This window comes from Clostridium cibarium (assembly GCF_014836335.1).
Taxonomy (GTDB): Bacteria; Bacillota; Clostridia; order Clostridiales; family Clostridiaceae; genus Clostridium; species Clostridium cibarium.
Genome location: NZ_JACSRA010000003.1, coordinates 114,467 through 128,505, shown reverse-complemented (window position 1 = coordinate 128,505; position 14,039 = coordinate 114,467). Strand labels below are relative to the sequence as shown.

Genomic DNA, 14,039 nt, shown 5'->3' with positions numbered 1-14,039 from the left:
TTTACTCAAGTGTCAGGATATAGTTCATTTTATTTAATACTTATAAAAACAACTTCCACCTATAAATTCTCTTAAAATAGAATTCTCAGGTACATCTTCAAATTTAATTTCCTTAAAAAAATTCAAAAATGATTTTAACCTTACAGCTTCATTATATGATGGACTTCCATGCTTAATTTTATCTAACTCTTTAATTGCATAAGATTTAAGTACACTTAATTCATACACTAATGTTGAATTAAACATTACATCTGCCTCTTCTTGATATATAAATATATACTCTTTTTCCCCTTTTTTGATTGATGACCACATATTTAATGTATCTTCTGCACCATATCCTCGTGACAAGTAATCTCTAACTATTCTTCTAATCTTTCTGACATCAGTAGTTGCAATTCTATTATGATTATCTATATTTAGCTGAGTTAAGGCTGAAATATAGATTTTAAACTTATTTTTATCCTCTATCTCACTTGTAAGTATTGGATTTAATCCATGTATCCCTTCTATAATTATGACTCCATTTTGTGGCAACTTTATCTTGTTTCCACTCCATTCACGAGTTCCTGTCCTAAAATTATAACTAGGAATTTCTACTTCTTCACCTTTTAAAAGACCTTTTAAATTTTCATTAAATAAATCTAAATCTATAGCATAAATAGATTCAAAATTATAATTTTCTTCCTCATCCTTAGGCGTCCTTTCCCTATCTAGAAAATAATCATCAAGAGATATTGAAATTGGAATAAGCCCATTAACCCTTAATTGAATTCCAAGCCTATTCGCAAAGGTAGTCTTTCCAGATGAAGAAGGCCCTGCTATAAGTACTATCTTTATATCTTCTTTCTTACTTATTTGGTCTGCTATATGAGCAATCTTCTTTTCATGTAAGGCTTCAGAAACTAATATTACATCTTTCAAATCTCCATTAATGACTTTTTCATTTAAACTTCCAACTTCACCTATACCAAGTATCCTAAGCCATTCCTCTGTTTCATAAAAAATATTTGCAAGACTTTTCTGTTCCTTAAATTCAGGCAGCGAACTAATATCCCCTTCTTTAGGATTTCTTAAAATAAACCCATGAGCATATCTAATTAAATCGAAAGCTTCTATTATTCCTGTAGAATATGCCATTTGTCCATAAAAATAATCATATCTTCCATCTAACTCATATAAATTCACTTCATTAAAATCCATCTGCTTTAAAAGCATAACCTTATCTTGCATACCGTACTTTTCAAATATATCCATAGCCTTCTTTTTATCAATCTTTACCCTCTTTATTTGTATATCTCTATGGATTAATCTTTTCATAGCCTCTTTAATTAATATTATTTCATCTTCAGTCAATGGAGTTTCTTTATGTATCTCTCCAAATATCCCTTTTGATATTGAATGTTCTATCGTAATCTTCGCATTTGGAAATATATCTAAAGCTGCCTTTATAAAAATGAATTGAAGTGTTCTTGAGTAAACTTTCCAACCAATCTCACTATTGGCAGAAATCATGTTTATCTTACCTGCCTCAGGGACTTTTTTACTTAGTTCATAATACTCTCCTTCTAATTCACATAGGACTATGCTTTTATCTTTATAGTATCTATCTGCTAATTCCTTAAAAGTAGTCTCCTTGTTAGCATTAATTATGTTTGTATTTCCTAATTGTAATTTTATTTCTTCCATATAAATTTTCCTCTCCTTAGATTTGTAGCATAAATTCTCACTCTATTCCATTATATACCCAAGTGTTACTCCTACAAAGATATAAGATATAGAATATAGTTTCTAGGACTGAGAAATAATAATTTAAAGAGGTGTTTAATTATGTTCATAGTTTTTATCAGAACAGCTATTTTATATACATTGGTAGTCGTAGTTATGAGAATAATGGGAAAACGTCAAATTGGTGAACTTCAACCTTATGAATTTGTAATAACCATTATGATCTCAGATTTAGCATCGCTTCCCATGCAGGATACAAGATTTCCATTACTTTTAGGTATAATCCCTATAATTACTTTGCTTTTTATGAAGACTCTTCTTTCACTACTTGAATTAAAAAGTCAATTCATAAGGAAAGTTGTAGATGGGGAACCTTGCATATTAGTTTATAAAAGTAAGCTCAACTATAAAGTTTTAAAGAAACAGCAAATTAATATTGATGAATTAATGGAAGAAATCCGTCTTGCAGGATACTTTGACTTGGAAGAAATTCAATATGCAATACTTGAAAATAATGGTCAATTATCCATTCTTCCAAAGGATAATAATTCTTCTAAAAGTAAATCAAATAATAAGCCACCTTTACTACCTAAAATAATAATTACCGATGGCAAAATAAATACTAATTCATTAACTACTATAGGTAAGGATAAAGAATGGATAAATAAATTGTTAAAGAAACATAATTTATCTTCTATGGATGATATTTTAATAGCTATGTACGATACTCAAGGAAATTTTAAATATCAGCTATATGGTGATTATGAAAAGGAGTGTAATAAATGAGAAGTACAATAATGTCTGTAATTATATTTTTCTCACTACTTTGCTTTGTTTACTTTGCTAATAACTCCTTAATTGAATTATGCGATACTATAAGTAATCGTACTGAAGAAATAGAATTATTAATTAGTAATAAAGAATGGGAAAAAGCCTATTCTTCTACTAATGAGATAATAGACCTAATTGATAAAAATCAAATGGTCTCTTCAATTTATATAAATCATAATGACTTTGATAACTTGATGGATGAAGCTGTTGAATTATCTTTATATACTTCTTGCAGAGATTATACTGAATCTATCATAGCAGTAAATTCATTAAAAAATTTTGCTAAAAATATAAAACATCTTCATAATCCAAATATTGAAAATATTTTTTAATAACTTAATTACTCCCATTATAAAAATGAGCTGTCTAAAATTTATATTTTAGACAGCTCATTTTTATTTAGAAGTAAATGTTGAACATAAAGTATCATCTACATATGAAGCAGCATGACCTGAAATATCTATATTATATGCTTCACAGTGATAGCCACTGTTGTAAATACAATTTTCTGCTTTACATTTAATATCTGAGTATGGACTTGGCAACTGTGTATCATTTGTAAATGATCCTGACTTCTCTACAAAACTATTGCAACAAGTTGATTCAGAACTATTAGCAAGATCCCCTCCAACTTCTACACAATTTAAACAACAATAGCCATTTTTGTTATGTCCACAACTATCCGCACAACAACTCAATTGTGTCATACTATCCCTCCTACAACATCATATTGTAGGTTTAGTATTTCCCATAATTACTATTTTTATTCCTCAGCCACCGCTTCTACTACATTTAATTTTGCCGCTTTACTTGCAGGAATTAATCCAGCTATAATTGAAATTAGTAATGTAATTATTATAGATATAAATACATTATTTGCAGTTAATGATATTATGAAATTACTACTCTTTGTAATATATTCGTTAGTAAAAATAATTCCACCAGAAGACAATAATCCTCCCAGTGCCCCTCCGGCCAAACCAAGCATTACGGATTGGAATATAAATATCATTCTAATATTTGATCTTGATCCGCCTACAGATCTCATTACACCTATCATTTTTCTCTTTTCTTGCAAAGTCATAGTCATAGTATTAACTAATCCTAAAGCTGCAACTATAAGAACTATTATTCCAGCTATAGATAATACACTTTTTACTACTGTTCCTAGAACATCAAGCATGCTATTAATCATATCTAAACTAAAAGTTTCATATCCATATTCTTGAGTTATTTTACTACTTAATGTACCTAAGCTTGTTCCCTCTTTAGCGTATACACTAACACTATTATAGCCGTTTTCACTTATGTAGTTTTCTTTATCTGTAAAATATGATATTAGGGTTTCTGCCTTCTTATCTGCCATAACAATAGTATCTCTATAATCCTTTTTATTTAGCACTCCAACTACAGTTCCTTCTATTTCTTTTGGTTCTTTTATTTGAATTCCATTCATCTTAGGATATTCTACTTTAATTTTTATTTTCTTTCCTAGCAGTTCTTCATTGTCATTAATCCCTAACTTACTAACAAGATTTTCTCCTACTAAAACATCTGTATCTGCATTTACTAGAGAATTACCTGCCACCAACTTTTTACTAAAATCACTATTATATTTTAGATTTACCCCTGTGACAGATATATTTTTATCCAAACTTGATCCTCCATCAAGTTTCAAACTAGTAGCTTTCCCACTAATAGATGCTTCTATTTTGTCCACACCATCTATATTCTTTATATTTTCTATATCTTCCTCTGATATTTTCTTTGTATACTCCGATTTTTTGTTATTAAAATCCTTTGAGCTAGCTGATGTCCCTTCTTCATTAATTCTAATTGACATACTAGATTTATTATTTGATGCATCCTTCATCTTGTTTGAGTCTATAGGCATTACTTGCACTACATTTGTATCCCCAAAACTACTAATCATACTTTTCATCTTATTTACTATTCCATCACCAATTCCCATCATTACTACTAATAAAAGGGATCCTATTGATACAGCAATAATAGTAAGTATTGATCTAACTTTTCTATTCATTAAATCTCTGAAAGCCATGCTTATTTTATCTACTAATTTCATTTTTACTGCTCCCTCCTATCTTCTTAATGCTTCTATTGGATCTAACTTAGATGCCTTATTTGCTGGATATATTCCTGAAACTAATGCTATAATCATTGCAAAAGCTAATATTACTAAAAGCCAATACCAAGGCAAACCTATTGTAATTGACATCTTCATTCCTGCATCAGATATCTTAGATGTTGCAAACATCTGAATTAATCCATTAACTCCTGACCCAATTAAAATTCCAAATGCTCCACCAATTAATCCTATCAAAGAAGATTGAACTAAGAATATAGTTCTTATAGCGCCACTATCTGCACCTACTGATTTCATAACACCAATACTCTTTGTTCTTTCAATAACAGCCATAGTCATGGTATTAACAATTCCTATCGCAGCTACTACTAATACTATTATTCCAAGTATTAAGAAAGCTGTATTTATACCACTAAGACTTTCTTCTACTTCTTCTGCCATATCAATCGAAGATACAGAGTAATAATCTAAATCTTTAATTTTTTCACTTAAAGCTTCTACATCACTTATTTCCTTTGCTGTAACCTCAACCTTGTCATACCCCTTGTTTTCCATATAATCTTTCTGCAAAGTGCTATATCCTTTTAGTTCAGCTGCATCCCTTGCAGATATAACTACCTTCCTTCCATTTTCAAAATTTTCATCAATAATTCCAACCACAGTAACCTTTTTAGTTGTTTTATTAGTTTTTATTATACTTGATGAACTTGTAACTATTTCCATCTCTTTGTTAAGTATTTCATCTTCTGATAACCCTAAGTTATTTAAAAGTTCTTTACCAATAAGAGCTTGGCCTGAATTATTATCTATTTCTTTACCTACCTTAATTGGCTTTAATTCATCATTACCTTTTTCGAATCTTACTTTGTCCACTACTGAACTTGGATAAATATTTACGCCATCATTATAACCAATGCAAGATATTTCTCCTGTATATTCTTTCCCATTAACCCTTAACGCACTTGGATCATATGATATTGAAGCTACTATGCTTTCTGTTTTTTCAGTATTCTTAAGTTCTTCTATTAACTTATTGTCAAGTTTTTTCCCATATTCATCTTGTAATGTACTTAGATCTGCATCCGAAGCCTCTTCATCTGTCATATATTTATAAGGTTGAATTTTAATATTTTTTGCAGTATCTTCATTATTAACAGTGTTCACCATAAAATTTTGAAGACCTAGCACTATTCCCATCATAGTTACTATAAGTAAGGTACCAATGGTAATACCTAAGGAAGTAAGAATAGTTCTGCCTTTTCTTCTCCATAAATCCCTTAGGGACATAAGTACATACTCTTTAAGCTTCATCTTTTTCTCCTCCTAAGGCTATTTCCTCTTCTTTTATAATATCAGATATAATTTCACCATCCTTGATCTTAACAACACGCTTTGCCTTATTAGCTTCAAGTGGATTATGAGTAACCATAATTACTGTATATCCTTTTGCATTAATTTCATTAAATAGTTGCATTATGTTTTCACCACTTTTAGAATCTAAGTTTCCTGTTGGTTCATCTGCAAATATTATCTCTGGATTGTTAACTAATGCTCTTGCTATAGATACCCTTTGTCTTTGTCCTCCTGACATTTCATTTGGTTTATGTTTTACATATTCTTTTAAGCCTACTTGTTCTAACGCTTTTAATGCCCTTTCCTTTCTCTCTTTTTTTGATATTCCTGCAAAGATTAATGGCATCATTACATTTTCAAGAGCTGTTTGACTATTCTCTAGGTTAAATGCTTGAAACACGAAACCTATCTTGTCATTTCTATATTTAGAAAGTTGCTTATCTTTTAATCTACTAATATCATTTCCCTCTATATATACATTTCCAACTGTAGGAGAATCTAACCCCCCAACAATATGCATTAGTGTTGACTTTCCAGATCCTGAAGGACCAATTATTGCAACAAACTCACCTTTTTCAATTTTTAATGAAACATTTTTTAACGCTACTACTTTTTCTTTTCCCATTTTATATACTTTTGAAACTTCTTTTACCTCAATCATTCTGACTCTCCTTTAAATTATCTTGAATATTAATATACTATCCTTTTTTATTAAATCTAACATGTCTTTTTTCTTAAAACAATCTTAAACTTACATTTAATACCACATGCTTAGAAATAACTATTTCCTAATTATACAATAAACATTCATCTAAATCACCAATGATTTCTTAGTATAAAAGTTATAACACAAGTCATACTATGAATAACTATACTATAGAAATATTCTTTTTTTATTTTTATGCATACAATCCGCTACGTAACTTTAGTTATTAAGCATTTTTTCTATATGCCTATGAAATTTTACTCATTTTTTATGAATAATTATTGCATATTTATTTAAATGTATGTATAATTATAAACAGTTAGAAAAATTTATCGTTTTATTTAAGGGGGCTATTGTAATGAAAAAATATAATAAAGTTGTTTTAGCATACTCAGGAGGACTTGATACATCAGTAATAATTCCATGGCTTAAAGAGAACTATGGTTGCGAAGTTATCGCAGTCGTTGGAAATGTTGGACAAAAATCCGAACTAGAAGGTTTAGAAGAAAAAGCCTTAAAAACAGGAGCATCAAAAATTTACATAGAGGACTTAACAGAAGAATTCGTAAATGATTATATTTTCCCAACAATTCAAGCTGGAGCTATATATGAAGGAAAATATCTTTTAGGTACTTCTTTTGCAAGACCTCTTATAGGTAAAAGAATGGTTGAAATAGCAAAAAAAGAAGGTGCTGATGCTATTTGTCACGGATGCACTGGTAAAGGTAATGACCAAGTAAGATTTGAATTAGCTATAAAAGCATTTGCACCAGAAATGCCAATTATAGCTCCTTGGAGAATATGGGACATAAAATCAAGGGAAGAAGAAATAGCTTATGCTTTAGAAAAAAAGGTTCCTATAAAAATAAGCTATGAAACAAACTATAGTAAAGATATGAATCTTTGGCATCTAAGTCATGAAGGGCTAGATTTAGAAGATCCAAATAATGAACCAAACTATGAAAAGATTTTAGAACTTTCTACTACCCTTGAAAAGGCACCAGACAAAGCAACATACATCACTCTTTCTTTTGAAAAAGGAATTCCTGTAGCTTTAAATGGAGTTAAAATGGATGGAGTTAAACTTCTTGAAGAACTTAATAAATTAGGTGGAGAAAATGCAATAGGAATTACCGACATGGTTGAAAATAGACTAGTTGGTATGAAATCTAGAGGTGTTTATGAAACTCCAGGTGGAACAATCCTTTATAAAGCACATAAAGATTTAGAAGAGTTATGCTTAGATAAAGAAACTGCCCATTATAAAGAGCAAGTTGCTTTAAAATTTGCAGATATTGTATATAACGGATTATGGTTTACTTCACTTAGAGAAGCTCTACACTCTTTTGTACTAAAAACTCAAGAAACAGTAACTGGAGAAGTAAAACTTAAATTATATAAAGGAAATGTAGTTAATGCAGGCATGACATCTCCTTATTCATTATATAGCGAAGAATATGCAACATTTGGTGAAGACGCTGTATATGATCAAAAGGATTCTGCTGGATTTGTTAATCTTTTTGGTCTTCCAATAGTCGTTCATGCCAAAATGAATGCAAAAATAAAAAGTGAGGAAAAATAAATGAAACTTTGGGGCGGACGATTCAAAAAAGGAACAAGTGATTTAGTTAATGATTTCAACTCTTCTATCAGAGTTGATTCAAGAATGTATAAAGAAGACATAGAAGGAAGTTTAGCTCATGTAAAGATGCTAGGGAAACAAGGTATAATTCCAAAAGCATCTAGCGATAAAATTGAAAGTGGATTAAATGAAATCTTAACTCGCATGGAAAATGGGGTTATTGAAATAGATTCATCTTCAGAAGACATTCACAGTTTTGTAGAAGGAACACTAACATATTATATAGGACCTTGTGGAAAAAAACTTCATACAGGTAGAAGCAGAAATGATCAAGTAACTTTAGATTTAAGAATGTATTTAAAGAAAGCTCAGAAAGATATTATATCTGATATTCTTTCACTTCAAGAAGTTATATTTAATAAATCTAAGGAAAATATATCTACTATAATGCCAGGATATACTCATATGCAAAAAGCTCAACCTATAACTCTAGCTCATCATCTGCTTGCATATGGTGAAATGCTTAAAAGAGATATTGGTCGTTTACAAGATTGCTACAAGAGAACTGATGAAATGCCTTTAGGTTCAGGTGCATTAGCAACATCAACTTATCCAATCGATAGAATTGCCGTAGCAAAAGACCTTGGATTTTCAAAAATCACTTTAAATAGTTTGGATTCAGTTTCTGATAGAGATTATGTAATAGAAACACTTTCAGCTCTTTCTATGATTATGATGCACCTATCAAGATTTTCTGAAGAAATTATTCTTTGGTGTACTAATGAATTTAGTTTTATAGAACTTGATGATGCCTATAGTACTGGAAGTTCTATAATGCCTCAGAAAAAAAATCCTGATGTAGCTGAACTTATAAGAGGTAAAACTGGTAGAGTATATGGAGATTTAATGACTCTTCTTACTGTGATGAAAGGCATACCTCTAGCTTACAACAAAGATATGCAAGAAGATAAAGAATGTCTTTTTGATGCATTAGATACTATTACACTTTCTCTTAAAACTTTTACCGGAATGTTAAAAACAATGAAAGTTAATAAAGACACTATGAGAAAAGGGGCTGCTGGTGGATTTACTAACGCTACAGATCTTGCAGATTACCTAGTTAAAAAGGGTGAAGCTTTTAGAACTGCACATGGAATAGTTGGAGAAATAGTACTTCACTGCATAAAAGAAAATAAAGCTATCGAAGATCTTTCTATAGAAAAGCTCAAAGAATTCTCTCCTATTTTTGAAGAGGATGTATATAAAGCAATAGACTTATTTACATGTGTTGAGGAAAGAAAGGTTATTGGTGGTCCATCTTCTCAATCTGTAAATATACAACTAGATGCTTTAAAAAAATTTATAGAAGAAACTAAAGGGGGCCTATAAAATGATAAAAGTCGGTATTATTGGGGCTACTGGCTATGTTGGAGCTGAATTACTCAGAATACTTTTAAATCATAAGGATGTAACTGTATCAGCAATAAGTTCAGTATCTTTTGAAGGAGAAGAAATATCATCAATATATAAAACATTCATAGATAAAACTAATTTAAAATGTGAAACTATTGAGGATGTACTAGAAAAATCCGAAATAATTTTCACTGCTCTTCCACATGGATTAAGTGAAGATATAGCATCAAAATGTATAGATCACGGAAAAATTTGTATTGATATGGGTGCTGACTTTAGATTATCAAAGGAAGAAAATTACAAACTTTGGTATGAAAAAGATTTTTCTCATCCTGCAATCCATAAAGAAAGTGTTTATGGATTGCCTGAATTTAATAGAACAAAAATTAAGAAAGCTAAGCTTATAGCTAATCCTGGCTGCTATCCAACTTCTATAGAACTTGGATTAATGCCTCTACTTAAGAATTCTTTAATTGAAACTAAGGGAATAATTTGCGACTCTAAATCAGGTGCTACTGGCGCTGGTAGAGGGTTAACGCTTTCTAGCCACTTTGCAGAATTAAACGAAAACTTTGCACCTTATAAAGTTGGAGGTCATAGACATACCCCTGAAATTGAAGAAACCCTTGGTTTTATGGCAAGTGATAATGTTACAGTAACCTTTACTCCTCATTTACTTCCAATAAGTAGAGGAATAATTTCAACTATTTACTGTACACCTAAAAACCAAGTTGATTTAGAGAAAATTCATGATCTATATATTGAAGCTTACAGAGATGAACCATTTGTTAGCGTACTACCTTTAGGCGAAGTAGCCTGTACTAAAAATGTTAGGTACTCTAACTACTGCCACATATCACTTCACTTAAATCATAGAAAAGATCAAATAATAGTAGTTAGTGCAATAGACAATATGGTTAAAGGTGCTGCAGGGCAAGCAGTACAAAATATGAACATTCTATTAGGACTTGATGAAAAAGAAGGATTAAACTTTATTTCACCATCCTTTTAATAAAAAGGGGGCAATTAATTTGAATATAAATGTAATTGAAGGTGGAGTTACTGCTCCAAAAGGATTTCTAGCTTCAGGCATTCATTGTGGTTTGAAGAAAAATGAAGAAAGTAAGGATTTAGCCTTAATCTATTCAGAAAAACCTGCTTCAGCTGCTGGAGTATTTACGAGCAATAAAGTAAAGGGGGCTCCTATATATGTTTCAAAAGAACATCTATCTAACGGGTTTGCTCAAGCAGTAATAATAAACAGTGGAAATGCAAATACCTGCAATGGTGATGATGGCCTTGGAAAGGCTAAACGTATGTCATCTTCTGAAGCTAAAGCATTAAATATTAATACAGAAGATGTATTAGTAGCTTCAACTGGGGTTATTGGGGTACCTCTTAATATAAAAGCTATTGAACAAAATGTTGGCAAATTAACAGAATCTCTTTCTAAAGAAGGTTATAAAGATGCTTCTGAAGCAATTATGACTACTGATACAGTAAAAAAGGAACTTGCTATAAATATAGAAATTGGGAATAAAGTTATAACACTCGGTTCTATGGCAAAGGGTTCTGGAATGATAGAACCTAATATGTGTACAATGCTTGCTTTCATTACTACTGATATAAACATCTCTCCTACTCTTTTAAAGGAAGCTCTAAAAGATTCTGCCGATGTTAGTTTTAACAGAATAAGTGTAGATGGAGATCAAAGTACTAATGATAGTTTATTCATATTAGCTAATGGTCTAGCAGAAAATGATGAAATTACAGAAAAAAACGAAAACTACTATGCTTTTTTAGAAGCATTAAAATATATAAGCATAAATTTAGCAAAAAAAATGGCTCAAGATGGAGAAGGTGCGACTAAATTATTAGAGTGCAAAATAATTGGTGCAAATAGTGAAGAAGATGCTCTTCTACTATCAAAAAGTGTAATTAATTCTAGTTTAGTTAAAACAGCTATGTTTGGTTGTGATGCTAATTGGGGACGAATCCTCTGTGCATTAGGATATTCAGGAGTAGATTTTGACCCAGATAAAGTAAATGTTTATTTTGAAAGTTTGGCTGGTTCAATTATAGTATGTAAAAATGGTTCATCTGTAAATTTTGATGAAGATGAAGCTCTTAAAATCCTTAAAGAAAAAGAGATTTTAATTAAAGTTGAACTTTCTATAGGTGATTACGAAGTCTCCACTTGGGGTTGTGACTTAAGTTATGACTACGTAAAAATCAATGGTGATTATAGAAGTTAATTTAGGAGGAATAATAAGATGAACCATAGTGATCGTGCTGATATATTAGTTCAATCTTTACCATATATACAACAATATAATGGAAAGATAATAGTTGTTAAATATGGCGGTAACGCCATGGTAAGTGAGGAACTAAGAGAAACTGTAATAAATGATATTGTATTAATGAAATGTGTTGGATTTAAGCCAATTGTAGTTCATGGTGGTGGTCCAGATATAACAAGTTTTCTTGAACGTCTTGGAGAAAAAAGCAAGTTTGTAAACGGGCTAAGATATACAGATGAAAAAGCTATTGAAGTAGTTCAAATGGTCCTTGGAGGAAAGGTTAATAAAGATCTCGTTTCTTTAATTGAAAAAGCCGGTGGAAAAGCTATTGGTATTTGCGGTATGGATGGCTCACTTCTTAAAGCAAAAAAATTAGAAGGAACTGTTGATTTAGGATATGTTGGCGAAATAACTTCTGTTAATCCTGATATATTGAATATGGCATTGTCTTCAGACTACATTCCTGTTGTAGGAAGTGTTGCTTTAGGTGAAAATGATAATTCACTTTATAACATAAATGCTGACCTCTGCGCAGCCAAAATTGCAGCTGCTTTAAAAGCTGAAAAATTAGTTTTATTAACAGATGTTCCCGGGGTATTAAGAGATCCTAGTGATCCTGCTTCTCTAATATCTGTATTAAGACTTCATCAAGTACCAAAGTTATCTTTTGAAGGAATAATTAAGGGTGGTATGATTCCTAAAATAGATTGTTGCGTGGAAGCTGTTCGCATGGGTGTTGAAAGAGCACATATTATTGACGGCAGAATCCCTCATTCTATACTCTTGGAATTATTCTCTCATGAAGGTATTGGAACCATGATTTATTAGGAGATGATTAAATGAAAAATTCACTTATGAGCACATATGCTCCCCTCTCTCCTATTCTTTCTAAAGGAGATGGGGTTTATTTATATGATACAAAAGGAAATAAATATTTAGATTTTACAAGTGGAATTGGGGTTAATTCCTTAGGATATTCACATCCTAAATGGACAAAGGCTGTAAATGATCAAATTAATACTTTACAACACTGTTCTAATATATTTTTAAATCCAGTTACCGTTGAACTTAGTAATAAATTAACTTCACTTGCAAAAATGGATAAGGTTTTCTTCGCCAACTCTGGTGCCGAAGCCAATGAAGGAGCACTTAAACTTGCTAGAAAATATAGTTTTGATAAATACGGAAAAAATAGAAATAAAATTTTATCATTAAAACAATCTTTTCATGGAAGAACTCTAGCAACTTTAACTGCAAATGGTCAAGAAAAATTTCATAATTACTTCTTCCCTTTCCCAGAGGGATTTGATTACGTTGAAGCAAACAATATTAATGACTTTAATTCTAAATTAACAGATGATGTATGTGCAATAATTATGGAAGCTGTTCAAGGAGAGGGGGGAATTCATCCCCTTCATAAAGACTTTGTTACAGAAGTTGTTTCTATTTGTAATAGTAAAGATATAGTTGTAATCTTTGATGAAGTTCAAAGTGGAATTGCTAGAACTGGCAAACTTTTTGGATTTAATAACTTCGACGTTAAAGCAGACATTATAACACTTGCAAAAGGACTTGGGGCTGGACTTCCTATTGGAGCAGTACTTTGTAATGAAAAATTATCTAATGTGTTTAATCCAGGTGATCACGGAACAACCTTTGGAGGTAATCCTGCAGTATGTGCTGGAGCATTAGTTGTATTAGATGAAATATGTAATGATAAGACTTATAATTCAGTTACTAAAAACAGTAAATTATTAAAAGATAAATTAACAGCTGCAAATTTAAACAAGATAGTTGAAGTTAGAGGTATAGGCTTAATGATAGGTATAGAGCTAAAAGGAAACTCTTCTGAAATTCAACAAAAAGCGATAGAAAAAGGGCTTTTGGTTTTAACAGCTGGAACAAATGTCATTAGACTTCTTCCACCTATAATTATAAGCGAAGAAGAGATTTTAAAAGGGGCAAATATTTTAGTTGAGTTACTAAAGTAAAATTTATACATTGACTAAAAATTAACAACAA

13 protein-coding genes are annotated in these 14,039 nt (G+C 30.8%); 8 read left to right on the top strand and 5 right to left on the bottom strand.

Annotated elements, in window-relative coordinates; translation table 11 throughout:
- Positions 1–33: 33 nt before the first annotated feature.
- Positions 34–1,686, bottom strand: a complete 1,653-nt coding sequence (locus tag H9661_RS02880; RefSeq protein WP_191767681.1) for a nucleoside kinase — start codon at positions 1,684–1,686, stop codon at positions 34–36.
- Positions 1,687–1,827: 141 nt separating this feature from the next.
- On the opposite strand from H9661_RS02880, the gene H9661_RS02875 reads away from it, so the two are divergent.
- Positions 1,828–2,511 (top strand): DUF421 domain-containing protein, encoded by a 684-nt coding sequence (locus H9661_RS02875; RefSeq protein WP_143316657.1) that lies wholly within the window; start codon positions 1,828–1,830, stop codon positions 2,509–2,511.
- The gene (locus H9661_RS02870) at positions 2,508–2,888 is read left to right on the top strand and encodes a DUF4363 family protein (protein ID WP_191767680.1); all 381 of its coding nucleotides are present in this window, start codon (positions 2,508–2,510) and stop codon (positions 2,886–2,888) included. The genes H9661_RS02875 and H9661_RS02870 overlap by 4 nt, the downstream gene beginning before the upstream one ends.
- A gap of 63 nt (positions 2,889–2,951) precedes the next feature.
- Here H9661_RS02870 and H9661_RS02865 read toward each other — a convergent pair whose 3' ends face one another.
- Genes H9661_RS02865 through H9661_RS02850 form a run of 4 tightly spaced genes read right to left on the bottom strand, consistent with a single transcriptional unit; the run spans position 2,952 to position 6,677 of the window.
- A complete protein-coding gene (locus tag H9661_RS02865) occupies positions 2,952–3,263 on the bottom strand; it encodes a DUF1540 domain-containing protein (RefSeq protein WP_143316655.1) in 312 nt (103 codons plus the stop codon).
- Positions 3,264–3,319: 56 nt separating this feature from the next.
- Positions 3,320–4,642 carry an ABC transporter permease gene (locus tag H9661_RS02860; RefSeq protein WP_191767679.1) on the bottom strand — a complete coding sequence of 441 codons (1,323 nt, stop codon included), beginning with the start codon at positions 4,640–4,642 and terminating at the stop codon, positions 3,320–3,322.
- 15 nt (positions 4,643–4,657) lie between these two features.
- Positions 4,658–5,974 (bottom strand): ABC transporter permease, encoded by a 1,317-nt coding sequence (locus tag H9661_RS02855; RefSeq protein ID WP_143316653.1) that lies wholly within the window; start codon positions 5,972–5,974, stop codon positions 4,658–4,660.
- Positions 5,964–6,677, bottom strand: coding sequence for an ABC transporter ATP-binding protein (locus H9661_RS02850; RefSeq protein ID WP_143316652.1), 714 nt, complete (start codon positions 6,675–6,677; stop codon positions 5,964–5,966). The genes H9661_RS02855 and H9661_RS02850 overlap by 11 nt, the downstream gene beginning before the upstream one ends.
- Positions 6,678–7,080: 403 nt before the next feature.
- Here H9661_RS02850 and H9661_RS02845 point away from each other — a divergent pair, with 403 nt between their 5' ends.
- Genes H9661_RS02845 through H9661_RS02820 form a run of 6 tightly spaced genes read left to right on the top strand, consistent with a single transcriptional unit; the run spans position 7,081 to position 14,008 of the window.
- The gene (locus H9661_RS02845; RefSeq protein WP_143316651.1) at positions 7,081–8,304 is read left to right on the top strand and encodes an argininosuccinate synthase; all 1,224 of its coding nucleotides are present in this window, start codon (positions 7,081–7,083) and stop codon (positions 8,302–8,304) included.
- Positions 8,305–9,693, top strand: a complete 1,389-nt coding sequence (gene argH, locus H9661_RS02840) for an argininosuccinate lyase (RefSeq protein ID WP_191767678.1) — start codon at positions 8,305–8,307, stop codon at positions 9,691–9,693.
- Between the two features lies 1 nt (position 9,694).
- The gene (gene argC, locus H9661_RS02835; RefSeq protein WP_191767677.1) at positions 9,695–10,729 is read left to right on the top strand and encodes an N-acetyl-gamma-glutamyl-phosphate reductase; all 1,035 of its coding nucleotides are present in this window, start codon (positions 9,695–9,697) and stop codon (positions 10,727–10,729) included.
- A 19-nt stretch (positions 10,730–10,748) separates the two neighbouring features.
- Positions 10,749–11,972, top strand: coding sequence for a bifunctional glutamate N-acetyltransferase/amino-acid acetyltransferase ArgJ (argJ, locus tag H9661_RS02830; protein ID WP_191767676.1), 1,224 nt, complete (start codon positions 10,749–10,751; stop codon positions 11,970–11,972).
- An 18-nt stretch (positions 11,973–11,990) separates the two neighbouring features.
- Entirely contained in the window at positions 11,991–12,845 is an 855-nt protein-coding gene (gene argB, locus H9661_RS02825) for an acetylglutamate kinase (protein WP_143316647.1), read from the top strand.
- A gap of 11 nt (positions 12,846–12,856) precedes the next feature.
- Complete coding sequence (locus tag H9661_RS02820) at positions 12,857–14,008, top strand: aspartate aminotransferase family protein (protein ID WP_191767675.1); 1,152 nt, start codon at positions 12,857–12,859, stop codon at positions 14,006–14,008.
- The last annotated feature ends 31 nt before the right edge of the window (positions 14,009–14,039 follow it).

What these genes read in the sequence shown, in the direction of transcription:
- H9661_RS02865 (WP_143316655.1), bottom strand. Translation starts at nt 3,263, where the DNA reads ATGACACAATTGAGTTGTTGTGCGGATAGTTGTGGACATAACAAAAAT.
- argB (WP_143316647.1), top strand. Translation starts at nt 11,991, where the DNA reads ATGAACCATAGTGATCGTGCTGATATATTAGTTCAATCTTTACCATAT.
- H9661_RS02875 (WP_143316657.1), top strand. Translation starts at nt 1,828, where the DNA reads ATGTTCATAGTTTTTATCAGAACAGCTATTTTATATACATTGGTAGTC.
- H9661_RS02880 (WP_191767681.1), bottom strand. Translation starts at nt 1,686, where the DNA reads ATGGAAGAAATAAAATTACAATTAGGAAATACAAACATAATTAATGCT.
- H9661_RS02820 (WP_191767675.1), top strand. Translation starts at nt 12,857, where the DNA reads ATGAAAAATTCACTTATGAGCACATATGCTCCCCTCTCTCCTATTCTT.
- H9661_RS02850 (WP_143316652.1), bottom strand. Translation starts at nt 6,677, where the DNA reads ATGATTGAGGTAAAAGAAGTTTCAAAAGTATATAAAATGGGAAAAGAA.
- argC (WP_191767677.1), top strand. Translation starts at nt 9,695, where the DNA reads ATGATAAAAGTCGGTATTATTGGGGCTACTGGCTATGTTGGAGCTGAA.
- H9661_RS02845 (WP_143316651.1), top strand. Translation starts at nt 7,081, where the DNA reads ATGAAAAAATATAATAAAGTTGTTTTAGCATACTCAGGAGGACTTGAT.
- H9661_RS02870 (WP_191767680.1), top strand. Translation starts at nt 2,508, where the DNA reads ATGAGAAGTACAATAATGTCTGTAATTATATTTTTCTCACTACTTTGC.
- H9661_RS02860 (WP_191767679.1), bottom strand. Translation starts at nt 4,642, where the DNA reads ATGAAATTAGTAGATAAAATAAGCATGGCTTTCAGAGATTTAATGAAT.
- H9661_RS02855 (WP_143316653.1), bottom strand. Translation starts at nt 5,974, where the DNA reads ATGAAGCTTAAAGAGTATGTACTTATGTCCCTAAGGGATTTATGGAGA.
- argH (WP_191767678.1), top strand. Translation starts at nt 8,305, where the DNA reads ATGAAACTTTGGGGCGGACGATTCAAAAAAGGAACAAGTGATTTAGTT.